This is a genomic window from Thiorhodococcus fuscus (assembly GCF_042682685.1).
Lineage (GTDB): Bacteria > Pseudomonadota > Gammaproteobacteria > Chromatiales > Chromatiaceae > Imhoffiella > Imhoffiella fuscus.
The window spans coordinates 1-15974 of sequence record NZ_JBHUHX010000059.1; the positions used below are offsets into that span (position 1 = coordinate 1).

Below are 15974 nucleotides of genomic sequence, written 5' to 3' on the forward strand. Positions count from 1 at the left end.
AGACGTGGCTGCCGGGATTAAATTCGCCAGGGAATCTCATGAATTATGAAGTTGTGTGTAATGAGATGCCATAAAGGCTGTACGCAAATCCTGCGTGCCCTTCGATGTCGAGCGCCAGGGTCGTGTCGGTGTAGACCAGGCGTTCTACGTCAAACAATTTGTCGTTCGCATCCCGCAATGGCACCAAATCCTGGGAGGAGAATTCCGCCAGATTCCCAGATCGCACATACTGATCAAATGCCCCTGAAAAGCTGACCCTGTCGATCTGCGCCGAACCCGTGATCTGATCGTCTGTCACTCGCGAATACGTCGATGGCTGTGCTTCGGTTAAGTGGATTTCATAGATTGGGCTCACCTCGAACGAGCTGTAGAAGATCTTTCCGTCCGGATCGATGTACTGATTGATTTTATGCCCAGTGCTCGTGTCCTCGACGGCCAGTCCCTGATTAGCCCCGATGGGCTGTCCAGTGATTGTGTTGCGCACGACCTGGCCATCGACTTCAACGTATGAGACGAAGGAGGCCGCAGTAAAATCATGCGTGATATCGACCGTCTGGTCCGAGCTGGGCACCGTGAAGGGTCCGCGAGGATTGTTGTCGGGATCGTTGCCGGGACCGCCGGGATTGTAGACTGGTGAATAGCCATCGCCTGAAGGCATCCGAACCGACTGAAGCCGCTCAATCGCGGCCAAATCACCACTCAAGATGATGTCGTACTGGTTGTCATGGTCTTCGATGTAGGCCGCGTTGTATGAATCCTGAGCCAATCCGGTGTCGGCGATGCCGAGAATACGGACCGAGCCAAACCCACTGATGACATAATCGACCCCTGTTTCCAGCAGCAGTTCGCGACCATCCTGGTCAAGCGCCGTCAACTGAAAGAAACGAGAAAAGTCATCCGGCGAAATGCTGGCGATGCCGTCCGGGGAAAACCCAGCGCTGGTGTAGATCCGCAAGCGATACATCGCTTGATCCCCATACAGATCATCCCCGCTATTGGCCGTCGAACTACCTTGCCAAGCCGGGCTGCCCTCGCCGAGATCAGAAAACGCATTGAGCTTGGCCGCCAGGATGCGCGGACCATTGCCCTCAACGTAAGGATTTTGGCTTTCGACTCTCAATCCGACTGCTGAGATCAATCCCGTGTCGGTCACAAAGCGCAAGGGCGACCCGTCATCCACGATGCTGACAGTGACCGGGTAACGCGCTCCAGGTTCTCCCGGAGCGATACGGTTGCCCCATTCACCCGAGATGACGACGGTCTGCCGTTCGTTGAACTCAAGGTTTGGCAGAAAGCTCGCGGTAATTGGCGTGATAACCTCGCCAGTGTTCAGTGTGACCAGGAAGTCTTCCGGGTTGAGTGTCTCACCCAAGACCGGATGGCTGAAAACCACGGGAATCGTATCCGCCAGCAATGCCGGAACGCCGTACACCGATAAAAAGGCGGCTGAGCCAACGGCGGAGTAGTACGCGCGTGCGGCAGCACCGAGCGCGGGATCGAGCGCCTCCCAGGAAACGTTGAACTGGTATGCCGCGGACTGTGCCGTCGTGTCCACGCCCACCAAGCCGGGCACACCCATGTATCCGTCAAAGCCAAAGTTGGCGGTCAGGATCTGAGGCCGCTTCGCAAAAAAATCCGCCGACAGCGTCAGGTCGACGTTCAAACTGTCCGACGTGCCCGATGCCTCGGCCTCAACCGCACTGACGTAATCCAACAAAGGCTGAGCCAAATCTGTGTAGATAATCATGGATATGATTTCCTCTTCATGCTGTTTTGCCTACGCCCTCTGAGGTTCCCTCAGCTTTTTCTTCCAAGAAAAGGAGGCATGCCGAACTCCGCCTGGACCGGAATGCGTAGGTCGATGGCGTTTGCACAGTCGCTCACGTGTGCGGCCAATTCCTCGGCGCTCGCGAGACAGTGGTGGTAGGCAAAGTCCTCGCGCAACCGCTGCCAAGGTGCTTCGACCGGCATGAAGTCTGGGGAGATTCTTGTCTGGATATCACCCAAGGTGAGGTTCTCCTGACATTCAGCCTTCCAAGACCGACCTACACGTTCAGTCTGACTCAACAGAACGAAGTGGTTGATCTACCCGATGCACAGGCTGTGCGCGTAGTTAAGAGGAGATCCGGTTACGACGGTTGGCTCAGTCCCGACGAAACTGGATCTCCAGCCGAACCGCAAAGGTCGGTTCGCCCCGGTAATCGAGACTCTCGGGCCAGGAGAACCCGGGCTCCAGCTCATAGAACAGCCAGGGGCGCAGGAAATTGCGCCGATAGAGAAACTTGAGCCAGCCCTCGCCCAGAACGCTGTTCGGCTCGGTCTGACCCTGGAAGCCTGCGCGCACGTTGATGGCGGTCTTGCTGTCCAGCCGTTTTGCCCATTTCGCCTGGGCGGACCACTCGAGACCACGGATCTCTTCTTTGTAATTTCCGAACAGCGTGGTGCGCCACAAGGTATCCGCATCGGGCGACCATTCGTAGTCGAGCAAGGTGCTCACGCCCGGCCCATCCTCGGACTTCCAATAGACGGTCGAGGTGACATGGGACGCCGTGTTCGTCGTCCAGTGTCTTGTATGGACATAGCGGCCGGCCAGCAAGAGGGCGGGCGACAGACCGCCCGAAAGGCCGCCGCCGAGAGAGAATTTGTGTCCGGGCCGATCGCGAAAGAGATAACTCAAACCGACGGCCCCATCCGTATCCTTGACATCGTCCTTGGCGGTGCCGGCCAGCTCGCGTCCGGTGACGGTGGAATCCGCATCGCTGGTGACCAGCAGACGCAGCCTGCGATCGAGCTTCGGAAGATCTACGCCACCGCGAAACCGGACTCCGTTTTCGCTTTGGTCCTCGACGCCGGAGTAGAATGCATCGAGCACGACATGCATGTAGGCGCTCGCCTGCTTTTCTTTCTCGGCCCGAGGGTCGCCGAAGAAATCGTCGAGCCAAACGGCCGCCCGCTGCAACCGGTCGGTGACATAGTCGTGTCCCCCGTCGTACCAGGACACCCCCACCTCATCGCCAGAGCCCTCGGGGAGCCCGTCGTCGCCCTGCGCAGTGCTCCAAGTAACCATCAGCAATAGAGCGACCGCCTGAAAGGCAGGCGCGGCCCACTTCCCAACGCGCGAGAACTCCCCCATGACCTCTCCCGATGTCACTCGAAACGCCCCGATCGGCCAAACATTCCGTTGTTTTCCGCTCCATTCCTTTCTATCTACTATCGGACGCAGACCCGATCAACCTCAGAGAGCGCATGAAAACTACAGACGCAGCACCATCAGCGCAGGATGCCGCCACCCCTGGAACAGCCTCTATTGCGACGCGCAGCCTGAAGGTTGCGGCCGGGCTTTTCACCGTGCTGATCGGCTTGACCCTGTGCACCTTGATCGATGGATCGGAGCTCCAGGCGGCAGAACCCATCTGGTCGAACCAAATCACCCCCCTGTCTCGCAGACAAGGTGCCGAAATCCGGCCGGTGCGCCTGCTCTACGAGGTCAGCTGGAGCAAATGGCTACAGGCCGGCACGATTCGGATGAATTTCGATCCGCAGCAGGGCGCCGCAGTGCAGGCAAGGGCCAAAACAAGGAGCAGCGGCCCGGTTCGTGCCTTTTGGCCCTATGAAGGCTCGACCCGAACGACGATTTCGGCCAAAACCCTCTACCCCTCTCGCTTCGAGCACACCCAGCGCGAGCACGACGAAAGGGCGGAATATCGGGCGACCTACCGGAACGACAGGATGCGCGTCGAATCCTCTCTCACACCAACGGATGGACGTGATACCGAGCATGAGACACGCGTCTATGAGCTTGGGCAGATCCGGGACATTCTATCCACCCTCCTCTACCTTCAGCAGACCGAGCTGCGCGACGGCAAGGACATCGTGCTCCTGGTGCAGCCCTTGGACCGTCTCTATCTGGTGACCTTCGAGGTGGTCGGCAGCGAGGCGCGCATGGTGTTCGACAAGACCTGGAAGACCAAAAAACTGGAGATCCGAATCCGCAAGATCACGGACGATTTCCAGCTGGCGCCCTACACCAAGATGCGTCGGGCCACCATCTGGCTCAGCGATGATGACTATCGCGTACCCGTCGAGATCCAAGCCGACCTGCGCATCGGATTCGTCTCCGTTCGGCTCGCGAGTCTCGATGCGCCGCAACGGCGCTAGTCGCGCCGCAGAACGGCCATTGGTGCACGATCAAGCAAAGGTTTCGGCGCGCTCCTCATCGAGTCATGTAGGCCCACCGACCGCCGCCACCACGCGATCCATGACCGCCCGATTCAATGCCTCGTAGCTGCGCTCTCCCGGCTCGACGGCGGGTAGAAAGCTGACCTCGATCGGCGCAAACATTTTGGGCAACCAGGAGCCGCTTCGCAGGGCCTGCCAGGCACCCTTGATGGCCACCGGCACGACCGGCACCCCCAGCTCGCGGCTCAAGATGGCGTAGGTCTTGCGGAACGGAGCCACGGCGCCGTCCTTGCTGCGGGTGCCCTCCGGAAAGATGATGATATTGCAGCCTTGGCGCAGCACCTCCGAGAGGTTCTGCAAGGCGTGGCGCAGATCGCGCTCCAGATCCAGCACGATGACATTGTTGCGCGCAGCGAGAAAGCGGAGCCATGGCCGATTGACATGCTTGGCCTTGGCGAAGAAATAGGTCCGCTTCATCGTGGCATTGTCCAGGAAGGCGGCGACGAACAGGCCGTCGAGGAAGCTCTGATGATTCGGCGCCAGGATGCAGGGGCCGACGGGAAGATTCTCCAGCCCCTTGGCGCTCAAGCGAAAATAGGCGCGGGCCAGCAGGGCCATGCCGTGACGCAGCGGATTGTGCGCGGCCCAGCTCCTCGGCAAGTGGATTTCACTGCGCTGCTTCAGGATCTCGGCCCATTCCACCACCGAGACGGCCATCTTCGTCTTCTTGTCCCGGATGAACTCGGCGATACGCCCCACCGTCGGGTGGTCGATGAAGGTCTCGTCGGACACGCCGACACCAAAGGTCGCGTTTAGGAAGGACTGCAGCCCGACCCTGTCGAGGGAGTCGAGTCCAAGGTCCAGCTCCAGGTGATCCCCGGCATAGACCGCGCATTCCTTCTGCTGCTGGAGGAAGTGCTGAATCGTCTTGTACTCGGGATAGTCCGGCTCCTCGCCGCCAACCGTTCGGGTCTGATTCGACGCGACCATGTCGGGCAACAAAAAGCGCTTCAGCTTGCCCAATCGCGTCTTGGGGAGTTCTTCTCCAAGCAAATGCAATTTCAAAATCTTCTTGTAAGGCGTGACCGCTTTGTTATAGGGCGCCAGCACCTGCTCGTTGAGGGTTTTCTGGAGATCGGCGATGCCCTGCTCCCGCACCCTGCGAAAGTCCGGTACGACAGCGGCCTCCAGGCTGTCCTGATGCTGGAACACGGCCACCTCGCTGATGAGGTCGGTCGACTCGAAGAGCTTCGCCTCGATCTCGACGGGATTGATGTTCTTGCCGCTGGGCAAGACGATGATCTCCTTCTTGCGACCGGTGACATGCAAAGCACCAGACGCGTCGATATAGCCCAGGTCGCCGGTGTACAACCAACCGTCCTTGATTACCGCAGCGGTTTCTTCCGGACGCTTGTAATAGCCTTGCATGACGTTGCGGCCACGGTTGAGGATCTCGCCATCGACAATGCGTACCTCATTGCAGGACATCGGACGGCCAGCGGCGCCGAGCGTGGACTCGCCAGGGCGGGTGAAGGTGATCATAGGTGCGGCCTCGGTCATGCCAAAACCCTCCAGCACCTCGAAACCCAGGGTGGTCAGATCCCGAAAGACATCCTCGTCCAGCTTGGCGCCGCCGCTGACCAGAAAGCGAACCTGACCGCCGAAACGCGCATGCACCTTGGCGAAAAGTCGTTTGGAGAAGGCCCGTGAATTGATCTTGGCGGCCAGTTGGAACAGCAGACGGGTCAGGCGGCTGGCATTGATCTTGTCTTTGATGGATTTGGTGATCAGCTGATACAGGCGCGGCACGCCGATCATGATCGTCACCCGATTGTCGTTCAGCGCCCGAAGCATGTCCTCCGATGCCAGGGATGGCGAAAAGACGCAGGTACCGCCGGTGTACAGCGGCGCTATGAGCGCGCCGACCAAGGGGAAGATGTGGTGCAGCGGCAGCAGTGCCAGGGTGCGTTGCCCGGGGACGTAGATGGGCACGTCCTTCGAGATCGATTCGATATTGGCCAGCAGATTGTCCCAGCTGAGCATGACCCCCTTGGGGCTGCCGGTCGTGCCCGAGGTGTAGATCAGCAGCAGGGTCTTGTCGAGCGCAGGTGCCGGTATGGGCTCCGCCTTGCTATCGGAGGCGGCCGGATCCAGCTCGTCCAGCACCAGAACCAGAGGCTGACGACTGCTGGCTCCGATGGCTTGAGCCAAGACCTCGCGGGTGCCGTTGGAGCAGAACACCAGCGAAGGTTCGCAATCACGCAGAATATGAGCGACATCCTCCGCCGAACTCATAAAGTCGATCGGCACCAGGGTGCAGCCCTGCTTGAGGCCCGCGTAGAAGGCATAGACCCAATCGAGCCGATTTTCGGCGAAGATCGCCACCCTGTCGCAAGGAACAGAGGGGAACTGACGCGACACGGCGTCGATACGCGCCAGCAACTCGCGATAGCCGACGCGTTGTTCTTTCCAAATCAGGGCGGGTACTTCGTGTTGTCCAAGAAGCATGCGTAGCGGTCTTAATCTCTAATAACGAGTAGCGGATGATAAGCCAAAAAGGCAATTTTCTACCCCATACCGCCCGCGCAACGCTGATTTCGATCGACCGGAGCCGCAGGATGCGAGAGTCTTCCACCAACCGCCTATGCGACGGCGCCAACCCTCGATGTGAGCTGAAGCAACATGCCGATCAGACCAGGCGATGCAAGCGGCGATCCTCGAACCGATCCAGTTGCCGCATCAACGCACCCTCGAAGCACGCCTTTTCACCGTGACTTGGCGGCCTTGCCGCAAGACCGAGGCGACACAATCATGGGAGACGTCGCGACACGACCCCTCCCTGCCACATGAGTGCATCATCACCGCATGCTCGAGATTTCCAACCTTCATCGCCAATTCAACGGCCGCCCCGTCTTGCACGCGCTCTCGATGCGCCTCGAACCGGGCGAGTACGTCGCCATCACGGGCGAGTCCGGGGTCGGCAAGTCCACGCTGTTGAATCTCATCGCCGGACTGGATCGGCCGGACAGCGGTCGGCTCGTGCTCGACGGCGCCGACTACGCGGGTCTCGACGAGAACGCACTGACCCGACTGCGCCGAGACAAGCTCGGCTTCGTCTTCCAGGCCTTCCATATCCTGCCTCACCTCACAGTGCGCCAGAACGTGGTCCTGCCGCTGTGGCTCAAGGGACGGGACGGCACGACGGCTGACCGCCAGGCCGAGCGGCTGCTGGACGCGGTGGGGCTGGCCGATCGCGCCGGGAGCTGGCCGCGCGAGCTTTCCGGCGGCGAGATGCAGCGCGTCGCCATCGCCCGCGCCCTGGTGCATGAACCGCGCCTGGTCCTGGCCGACGAGCCCACCGGAAACCTGGATCCAGCCAACGCGGCCAAGGTGCGGGAGTTGCTGGCCGAGAGCATCCGCATCTCGGGGGCCATGGGCATTCTGGTGACCCACTCGCCGGAGGCGGCCAAGAGTGCCGATCGCGTTCTGCATCTCACATCCGAGGGGCTTGTCGGATGAGGCTGGCGCCCGTCTTCCTGGGTTCGCTCGCGCGACGACGCACCGCGACGCTCTTTTCATTCGTCGCCATCCTGCTGGGGATCGCGCTCGGCATGGCGGTGCATGCGGTCAACCAGGCCGCACTCGCTGAATTCGGCCGAGGCATGCGCAGCATGGCGGGGGCGGCCGACCTCCAGGTCGTCGGACCGCGCAGCGGCTTCGACGAGGGACTCTACGCCGTCCTGGCCGCGCAACCCGAAGTGGCGCAGGCGAGTCCGGTGCTGGAGGTGCGCACCGAGCGCATCGGCAGCACGGACGCGCTGCGCATCCTGGGCGTCGATCTCTTCGCGATGGGCGCCGTCACACCCGCGCTGATTCCCAGACCAAGCGAGATCGCGGGCCGCTCCGACCGGGACATCCGTTTCGCCGCGCTCGCGGAGGACAGCCTCTTTCTCAGCGCCTCGGCCCAGACCGCGCTCGGCGTCGCGCCAGGCGACCGGCTCCGTGTCTATGCCGGTTCCCAGCCCTTGGAGTTGTGGGTAGCCGGCGACCTCTCCGGCGTGCCCGACGACCGCCAGCTGGCGGTCATGGACATCGCGGCGGTGCAGAAGCAATTCTCACGGCTTGGGCAGCTGACGCGCATCGACCTGCGACTGGCAGGCGGTGTGGACGAGCGCGCAGCCCATGCCGCACTCGATCCATTGCTACCGGCGGGCGTGCTGCTGGAGGCACCCGAAGCCGCCGTGGATCAGGCGGCGAATCTCTCCCGGGCCTATCGCGTCAATCTCACCATGCTGGCGGCGATCGCGCTCGTCACCGGCGGCTTCCTGGTCTTCTCCGCACAGGCGCTCTCCGTCGTGCGACGGCATACCGAGCTGGCCTTTCTGCGTGCCATCGGCCTTGCCCGCCGCCAACTGTTTTTATGGCTTCTGGCGGAAGGTGCGCTCGTGGGGCTGATGGGCGGAATCGCAGGTGTCGCACTCGGGCATGGCATCGCCTGGGGTCTGCTGAAACTGCTCGGCGGCGATCTGGGCGCCGGGTTCTTCGCGGGCCTGTCCCCGACCCTGAGGTTCGACCCTTGGGCAAGCACGGCCTACGTGCTGCTCGGCATCGGCGCAGGTGCGGCCGGGGCCTGGTTCCCGGCGCGCGAGGCCGCCGCCGTCGCGCCGGCCCAGGCGCTCAAGTCCAACGACGACTCAACCCTGTCCAGCGGGCGCGGATTTCCGATGCTCGGGCTCGCAATGCTGACCGCAAGCCTTCCTGCCTGTTTCATCCCGCCGATCCAAGGACTCCCGATCGGCGGCTATCTGGCCATCGCCTGTCTGCTCGCCGGAGGCGTCATGCTGTTACCGACGCTCGCCTCGATGCTCGCACGGGCCGTGCCGCTACGCGGCCCGGTCCCAGTGCGGCTCGCCACCGCCCGATTGGGTGCCGTCCCCGGACAGTCCGTCATCGCGGCCACGGGCGTGCTCGCCAGCGTAGCGCTGGTAGCGGCCATGGCGATCATGGTCGGCTCATTCCGCGACTCGGTCGATGTCTGGCTAGGCCAGATCCTACCCGCCGACCTCTATCTGCGAGCCGGACGCGCCCAGAGCGGCCTTCTGGATGAAGGTCTACAGTCACGGCTCGCGGCCGTGCCCGGGGTTGCACGGGTTCAATTCACGCGTCATGAGAGCCTTCGGCTCAAGCCAGGTCAGGCGCCAGTGGCGCTGCTCGCGCGACCGGTCTCTCCAGACGGCCGCGAGTTGCCACTGGTCGGGGCCGCACGACCGACGGCAAGCGGTGAGACGGGGATCTGGATCTCGGAGGCCATACGCGATCTCTATGGCTGGCGTCCGGGCGATCGCGTCCCGCTCCCGCTCGCCGGCACCGAGGTGCCCGTTCAGGTCGCCGGCGTCTGGCGCGATTACGCACGCCAAGGCGGATCCATCATGATGAACCTCGCCGACTATCGGCGCCTGACCAGCGATGGCTCGGTCCAGGACGCCGCCATCTGGCTCGCGCCCGGTGCGGACGGCATCCGCGTGGGCAAGGCGCTCAAATCGCTGGGCGGCCCCGGTGCACTGGAAGTGGCCTTCCCCGGCGAAATCCGTGCCCGCAGCCTGAGTATCTTCGACCGCACCTTCGCCGTGACCTACGTCCTAGAGGCGACCGCCGTGGTCATCGGACTGGCCGGAGTGGCGGCGAGCTTCGCCGCGCTCACGGCCGCGCGGCGCCGGGAGTTCGGCATGCTGCGCCACCTGGGTCTCACCCGCCGCCAGATCGGCGCAATGCTCGCGCTCGAAGGAATCTTGACGGCGGGTGTCGGCATCCTCGGAGGGATCGTCGCTGGGGGCGCCATCTCATTGGTGCTCATCGAGGTCGTGAATCGACAGAGCTTCCACTGGAGCATGGATCTGCACGTCCCCTGGGTGTCGCTCGCCTGGTTCGCCAGCACGCTCATCGCCCTGGCTGGACTGGCTGCAGTGCTCGCTGGCCGGCAGGCGATGCGCGAGGACGCGGTGCTGGCAGTACGGGAGGATTGGTGATGAATCGACGCACCTGCTTGCTCGCGCTCGCCGGCTTGCCCATGACCCGAATCTTGGCGGCAACCGAGCCCGCCGCTGGACCCTCGAATCAGGATGTCGTCTTCGACTCGGTGCTCCCAGGCCGCACCCTCATCTTCCCAAACGACGAGGGCGCGCACCCCGGATTTCGCACCGAGTGGTGGTACGTGACCGGCTGGCTCGCCCTGCCGGACGGCAGTCCTCTCGGCTTTCAGGTCACCTTCTTCCGCGTGCGCACGGGGATTGGCGAGGACAACCCGAGCGCATTCGCACCGCGCCAACTGATCCTGGCGCACGCAGCGATCGCCGATCCTCGACTGGGTCGCCTGCGTCACGATCAGCGTGCCGCACGGGTCGGCTTCGGACGTGCCGGATACGCTACGGAAGAGGCCAGCGTCTGGCTCGGCGACTGGTCGTTCGAGCAGACCGGCGAGCGCTATGAAGCCAGAATCAACGCCGATGACTTTGCCTATACACTGACGCTCGTCCCGGACGGATCGCCTCTGCTCAACGGTGACGGAGGGTTCAGCCTCAAGGCGCCCGACCAAGACAACGCCAGCTATTACTACAGCCGACCGCAGCTCAAGGTCGAAGGCAGCGTGACCCTCGACGGACATCGCGAGACCGTCAGCGGACGCGCCTGGATGGACCACGAATGGTCGAGCGCCTACATCCCCGAAGGCGCGGACGGCTGGGATTGGGTCGGCCTGAACCTGGACGATGGCGGCGCCATCATGGCCTTTCGGATGCGCACACCCGACGGTGGAGCGCTCTGGGCGAATGCCACCCTGCGCTCTCCCGAGGGCAGCACGGAGACGCTCTCGCCGGAGCGGATCGCCTTTACCCCTCTTCGCGAATGGCGCTCGCCGCGCACCGGGATCGCCTATCCGGTCGAGTGGCGTCTGCGCCTTGGCACCCGCCAATTCATCCTGCGCCCGCTTATGGACGACCAGGAACTCGAAAGCCGCCGGTCGACAGGAACCATCTATTGGGAAGGCGCGGTGCGCCTTCTGGAGGCTGGCCGCGAGATCGGGCGCGGCTATCTGGAAATGACCGGCTACGGAGACCGAATCCAGGTCGGTTAGCGGCGCCGAACGCTGTCGGGGAGTGGTCCTCGGAGAGACTGCGCACCGATCGCCAGATATACGGCCTCCCCGATCGGCGACCAATGGCGCCCCAGATGTCCACTGAAGGCGATAGCGGCTATACGCTCACTGGCCCGCCGTTCACGCGGCATCCGATTTGACCACCTTGGCCATGGCCTCGGAGAAGGCGATCGAGGCGGTGAAGAGTGCGTCACCGGCGCGGTGCGCCAGTTGGGCGGCGACCATCTGTTCGAGGCGCTGCTCGACGGTCGGGATCGACGAGGGCCACAACTCGGTATCCTCCGGGAAGTGGCGGATGTGATGACCCTCGTGCCGATAGTCCGCATGGCTGGCCGGGTGGCCGTCGCCGCCCCGCCAGGAGATCCGCATCCGGTCGATGTGCGGCGGCCCCTCGTCGCGGCGGTTCACCTCGATGCGGACCGGCCCTCCGGGCGAGCTGAACTGCCAGACCAACTGTTTGCCCGATTTGGGCACACCCTTCTGGGGTCTCCAGTCGAGACGCGAGGACAGCCAGCCGAGCAGCAGCCAGGCCAGCGGCAGCGCATGGGGGCCGTGATGCAGCTCGATCGCCTCGATACGCTGTAGCGCACCGGGAACCACGCTCGGGGCCAGGCTTTGGGACAGGATCCGCCGCCAGGGCTTCAGCCGACGCCAGGCCAGATTGAAGATCACGGTGCGATGGTTCTTCGACCATTGGGTCATCGCCAGCACGCCGCGCGGCGGATCCGCCCAGCCGATGCTGTCGTAGATGATCTGGTTGGCCATGGGGGCGAATGCCTCGAACACCGCGCCGGTCAGCGCTGGCGGCCGTGGGCTGAGCCACCAGAGCGCGGACGGCAGGTCGCTGATCAGCAGCGAGCGCACGATGGATGCCGTGCGCGCCGCGCCGCCGGCGCCGAAGCGCAGCTCGATGTGCTCGGCGCACAGCTGCTGGCGGTCGCCGACCCGCCGCGAATGCGCGGTCACCCAGGCCCGCACCTCGTCGCCGGATTGCTCGCCGATCAGCGCCAGCACCAGCACCCGCGCCGGATGATGCCGCACCAAACGCGGGATGCGGTCTGCGGCGTCCACTGCCTGGTCCTCGCCGTCGCAGAAGATCATCACGTTCGACATGGAGGCCCGGGTCACGGTGTGACCGTCCTTCTGATGACGGTTGATCGAATCCCAGATCGCGGCCAGCTCGCGCTCGATCTCGACCGGGTCGATGTAGTGCTCGTCGGAACGGTTCATGGCAGTCCCCTCGTCAGAGCCGACGCCAATCGTAGCCGTCGGCGTGGATCAGGCGATCGGCCTCGATCGGCCCCCAACTGCCCGCCGGGTATTCCGGCAGCCAGCGCTCCCCGCTCGCCGCCCAGGCGTCGAGGATGGGCTGGATCCACTGCCAGGACGCCTCGACCGCATCGTCGCGCATGAAGAGCGTGGCGTCGCCGGCCATGACGTCGAGCAGCAGACGCTCGTAGGCCTCCGGGGATTGGTCGCCGAAGGTCGAGCCGTAGCGGAAGTCCATCTTCACCGGATAGATCTTGACCTTGGGACCGGGCAGCTTGGTGCCGATGCGCAGGGCTAGGCCCTCGTCCGGCTGGATGCGCAGCGCGAGCACGTTCGGCTCCAGGGGATGGTCGGTGTCGGTGTTGAACAGCATGTGCGGCACCGCCTTGAACTGCACCGCCACCTCGCTGACGCGCTTGGGCATCGCCTTTCCGGTGCGGATGTAGATGGGCACGCCGGCCCAGCGCCAGTTGTCGATGAAGAGCCGCAGGGCGACGAAGGTCTCGGTCGTGGAGTCCGAGGCGACGCCCTCCTCGCGGCGATAGCCCGGGGCGTTCTTGCCGAGGAAGAAGCCCGAGGCGTACTGCGCCCGCACCACATGCTGATCGACCTCGTGGCGGCGCATGGGGCGCAGACACTGCAGCAGGTCGAGCCGACGGTCGCGGATCACGTCGGCGCGCATGCTCCAAGGCGGCTCCATCGCCACCAGGGACAGCAGCTGGAGGATGTGATTCTGCACCATGTCGCGCAGGGCCCCGGCGGTCTCGAAATAGCCGGCGCGAGTGCCGACCCCCTCCGCCTCGGCCACAGTGATCTGCACGTGATCGATGTGCTTGGAGTTCCACAGCGGCTCGAAGATGGCGTTGCCGAAGCGCATGGCGAGGATGTTCTGGACCGTCTCCTTGCCGAGATAGTGATCGATGCGATAGAGCTGATGCTCGGCGAAGCAGGCCTGCAGCGCCCGGTTCACCCCGCGCGCGCTCTCGAGATCGCGCCCGATCGGCTTCTCGACGATGAGACGGGTGAAGGGCAGATCCTGATCTGCGGGGGCGACCAGCCCGCCCTCCCGGAGACCGAAGACGCAGGTCTCGATGAAGCTCGGCGGGATCGCAAGATAGTAGAGCCGGCTGCCGCCGATACCGAAGTGCGGCTCGATCTCCTCGGCTCGCGCCTTCAGCGCGGCATAGTCTGCAGCCTCGCTGAAATCCCCTTGCTGATAGAACAGATGCTGGGCGAACTCCCGCCACTCCTCCTCGTCGATCTGGCGACGCGAGAAGCGCTCGATGCCGTCGCGCGCGAAGTCGCGAAACGCCTCGTCGCTCAGCGCATCGATAGCGAACCCGATCACGGCGAACTGCGTCGGCAGGAGGCCGTCCAGCGCCAGATTGTAGAGCGCCGGAATCAGCTTGCGTTTCGATAGATCGCCCGCACCGCCGAATATCACGATGGTGCAGGCCTGCGGAAAGGACTCCTCGCTCCGCTCGGTCATCAACGGGTTCGCGTCAGCGTTGGTCTCAGTCATGACTGGCTACCTGTTGCCTGGTGCGACCGGCGCCTCTGCACATCGACGGCGGCGTCGCGGTAAGGACGCTGACCTGAACCGCTGCATCGATCACGCCGACGGGCGCAACGCAGCCGGTTCAGGCACTCTCCAGTGGGCAGGTTGAGGCAGATCCTGTCGAGGCAAGGCCAAGGGACGCACGAAATACAAAAGACCGCAAAACGCCCATCAGGCTTCTGCGAAAGCACGTGTCGAAAAGGCTCATACCAGGTGGCACCGAATCGATGATGGCCACCAGGTACGCAAAGCCATACGCCAGACGGACATGGCCGGCGGCGATGGTCGGCCCGATCGGGCTGGTGATGCGAATGGCGCCCGATGCTCCGCCTGACAGGCCCAGGGAGCCTATTCCTTGTCGCCCACTTCCACCGGCATCCGCGAGATGTAGTCGATGACCTGCTCGATCTCGTCGTCCGAATAGGGCTTGATCGCCTCGACCATGTCTGGATTGGCGTTGCGACGCACCCCGTCGCGGATGTCCAGCGCCTGGCGCAGCAGATACTGATAGTGCTGGCCGTTCAGACGCGGATAGAACTGCTCCGCATCACCCTCTCCATGCGTCTTGTGGCAAACCCGGCAGTCCTTGCGATAAAGGCTCGCCGCTCGATCGAGGTCGACTCCAGGTCCCTGGCCATGCGACTCGGGAACCGGCAGGCTGTGCAGATAGGCGGCGATGTCCGCCACCTCCTGAGTGGTGATGACGTGCTGGCTGGCGAAGGGATACATCTTGGGATTGTCGCGCCGCCCCTCGCGCACGTCGGTCAGCTGCTTGATGAGGACCGAGGCATGCTGGCCCGCAAGCCGGGGATAGAAACCCGCTTCGTCGCCCAGCGCCTGGCTGCCGTGGCAGCCCTCGCAGACGATGAATGCCGCCTTGCCGCGAGCGGCGTCGCCCTTGGCGCGCAGGGCGAGCAGCTCCTCGCCCTTGAGGTCGTTCCAGATGTAGCCGGGCGACTCGATGCCGGGTGCATAGGGCTGCTCGGGAACATCGGTCACATGGTTCGCCGTTTCGTCGTCGGCATGGATGGAGCTGGCGATCAGCAGGAGTGTCAGGATCAGGTATCTGTTCATGGAGGTGACCTTCCTTCAGCGCGCAGCCGGGGGGACCGGCATGGAGGCGACATATTGAGCGACTGCCAGGATTTCGGCCTCGCTCAAACGCGACACCACGGTGCGCATGAGCCTGCCCAAATCGTTGGCGCGCTCGCCGTCACGAAAATTTTTCAACTGCTGAACCACATAGTCGGCATTCTGCGCCGCAATCATGGGAAACCGGGGCGCACCGCCACCATCCGGGGTATGGCAGCCAGCGCAGGCCGGCACACCGTGCTCCTTGTTGCCTTCCCGATAGATGCGCTCGCCCTCCTCCACCAGATTCGGATGGGTGACGATTCCAGGAGTGCGCGGCTGGCGCGCGAAATAGTCGGCCAGGGCATTGATCTGGCCACGTTCCAGCTCGGCCATGATCGGCCCCATGATGTCGCTCTTGCGCACCCCGCTGGCGACATCGCGCATCTGCTTGGCGAGATAGCTGGGGTCCATTCCGGCCAGCTTGGGAAAGGGCGGCGCGACGCTGTTGCCGCTCTGGGTATGACAGGCCGCACAGCTGTCCTTGACGATGCGCCCGGCATCGACCGTCTCGGCGGTCGCCGAGGTGACGCCCAGGATCAGGATCGGGGCCAGCATCGCCCCCTGGATGGCACGACCGAGCAGCGCTCGACCGCTGACGGCCCCGAACGGGCCGCCATGAGTCTCAACGAAATTGCGCACGATGGATCTCCCCGCGAAGTGCGACGACCAGGCCCGGACACCGCA

12 protein-coding genes are annotated in these 15974 nt (G+C 63.7%); 4 read left to right on the plus strand and 8 right to left on the minus strand.

What is annotated here, in order from left to right; genetic code table 11:
* Positions 1-43: 43 nt before the first annotated feature.
* The 3 genes from ACFSJC_RS18315 to ACFSJC_RS18325 form a co-directional block, all read right to left on the minus strand.
* On the minus strand, positions 44-1747 hold the full coding sequence (locus ACFSJC_RS18315) for a hypothetical protein (RefSeq protein WP_386028641.1): 1704 nt from the start codon (positions 1745-1747) through the stop codon (positions 44-46).
* A 50-nt stretch (positions 1748-1797) separates the two neighbouring features.
* Entirely contained in the window at positions 1798-2007 is a 210-nt protein-coding gene (locus tag ACFSJC_RS18320) for a hypothetical protein (protein ID WP_386028642.1), read from the minus strand.
* A 136-nt stretch (positions 2008-2143) separates the two neighbouring features.
* Positions 2144-3133 carry a hypothetical protein gene (locus ACFSJC_RS18325; RefSeq protein WP_386028643.1) on the minus strand — a complete coding sequence of 330 codons (990 nt, stop codon included), beginning with the start codon at positions 3131-3133 and terminating at the stop codon, positions 2144-2146.
* A 113-nt stretch (positions 3134-3246) separates the two neighbouring features.
* Here ACFSJC_RS18325 and ACFSJC_RS18330 point away from each other — a divergent pair, with 113 nt between their 5' ends.
* Positions 3247-4158, plus strand: a complete 912-nt coding sequence (locus ACFSJC_RS18330; protein ID WP_386028644.1) for a DUF3108 domain-containing protein — start codon at positions 3247-3249, stop codon at positions 4156-4158.
* Positions 4159-4221: 63 nt separating this feature from the next.
* On the opposite strand, the gene ACFSJC_RS18335 is transcribed toward ACFSJC_RS18330, so the two are convergent.
* Complete coding sequence (locus ACFSJC_RS18335) at positions 4222-6687, minus strand: AMP-binding protein (RefSeq protein ID WP_386028645.1); 2466 nt, start codon at positions 6685-6687, stop codon at positions 4222-4224.
* Between the two features lie 357 nt (positions 6688-7044).
* On the opposite strand from ACFSJC_RS18335, the gene ACFSJC_RS18340 reads away from it, so the two are divergent.
* Genes ACFSJC_RS18340 through ACFSJC_RS18350 form a run of 3 tightly spaced genes read left to right on the plus strand, consistent with a single transcriptional unit; the run spans position 7045 to position 11308 of the window.
* Positions 7045-7698, plus strand: coding sequence for an ABC transporter ATP-binding protein (locus ACFSJC_RS18340; protein ID WP_386028646.1), 654 nt, complete (start codon positions 7045-7047; stop codon positions 7696-7698).
* The gene (locus ACFSJC_RS18345; RefSeq protein ID WP_386028647.1) at positions 7695-10205 is read left to right on the plus strand and encodes an FtsX-like permease family protein; all 2511 of its coding nucleotides are present in this window, start codon (positions 7695-7697) and stop codon (positions 10203-10205) included. The genes ACFSJC_RS18340 and ACFSJC_RS18345 overlap by 4 nt, the downstream gene beginning before the upstream one ends.
* Positions 10205-11308, plus strand: a complete 1104-nt coding sequence (locus ACFSJC_RS18350) for a lipocalin-like domain-containing protein (protein ID WP_386028648.1) — start codon at positions 10205-10207, stop codon at positions 11306-11308. Before ACFSJC_RS18345 ends, ACFSJC_RS18350 begins: the two co-directional genes overlap by 1 nt.
* 141 nt (positions 11309-11449) lie before the next feature.
* Here the strand turns inward: ACFSJC_RS18350 and ACFSJC_RS18355 are convergent, their stop codons facing one another.
* From ACFSJC_RS18355 to ACFSJC_RS18370, 4 genes are all read right to left on the minus strand, one after another.
* On the minus strand, positions 11450-12559 hold the full coding sequence (locus ACFSJC_RS18355) for a glucose-6-phosphate dehydrogenase assembly protein OpcA (RefSeq protein WP_386028649.1): 1110 nt from the start codon (positions 12557-12559) through the stop codon (positions 11450-11452).
* 13 nt (positions 12560-12572) lie between these two features.
* Positions 12573-14120 (minus strand): glucose-6-phosphate dehydrogenase, encoded by a 1548-nt coding sequence (zwf, locus tag ACFSJC_RS18360; protein WP_386028650.1) that lies wholly within the window; start codon positions 14118-14120, stop codon positions 12573-12575.
* A gap of 384 nt (positions 14121-14504) precedes the next feature.
* The gene (locus ACFSJC_RS18365) at positions 14505-15230 is read right to left on the minus strand and encodes a c-type cytochrome (protein ID WP_386028651.1); all 726 of its coding nucleotides are present in this window, start codon (positions 15228-15230) and stop codon (positions 14505-14507) included.
* Positions 15231-15245: 15 nt separating this feature from the next.
* Positions 15246-15929, minus strand: coding sequence for a c-type cytochrome (locus ACFSJC_RS18370; protein WP_386028652.1), 684 nt, complete (start codon positions 15927-15929; stop codon positions 15246-15248).
* Between the last annotated feature and the right edge of the window lie 45 nt (positions 15930-15974).

Coding starts and splice junctions, on each gene's coding strand:
- ACFSJC_RS18315 (WP_386028641.1), bottom strand. CDS start 1,747: ATGATTATCTACACAGATTTGGCTCAGCCTTTGTTGGATTACGTCAGT.
- ACFSJC_RS18325 (WP_386028643.1), bottom strand. CDS start 3,133: ATGGGGGAGTTCTCGCGCGTTGGGAAGTGGGCCGCGCCTGCCTTTCAG.
- ACFSJC_RS18330 (WP_386028644.1), top strand. CDS start 3,247: ATGAAAACTACAGACGCAGCACCATCAGCGCAGGATGCCGCCACCCCT.
- ACFSJC_RS18335 (WP_386028645.1), bottom strand. CDS start 6,687: ATGCTTCTTGGACAACACGAAGTACCCGCCCTGATTTGGAAAGAACAA.
- ACFSJC_RS18340 (WP_386028646.1), top strand. CDS start 7,045: ATGCTCGAGATTTCCAACCTTCATCGCCAATTCAACGGCCGCCCCGTC.
- ACFSJC_RS18345 (WP_386028647.1), top strand. CDS start 7,695: ATGAGGCTGGCGCCCGTCTTCCTGGGTTCGCTCGCGCGACGACGCACC.
- ACFSJC_RS18350 (WP_386028648.1), top strand. CDS start 10,205: ATGAATCGACGCACCTGCTTGCTCGCGCTCGCCGGCTTGCCCATGACC.
- ACFSJC_RS18355 (WP_386028649.1), bottom strand. CDS start 12,559: ATGAACCGTTCCGACGAGCACTACATCGACCCGGTCGAGATCGAGCGC.
- zwf (WP_386028650.1), bottom strand. CDS start 14,120: ATGACTGAGACCAACGCTGACGCGAACCCGTTGATGACCGAGCGGAGC.
- ACFSJC_RS18365 (WP_386028651.1), bottom strand. CDS start 15,230: ATGAACAGATACCTGATCCTGACACTCCTGCTGATCGCCAGCTCCATC.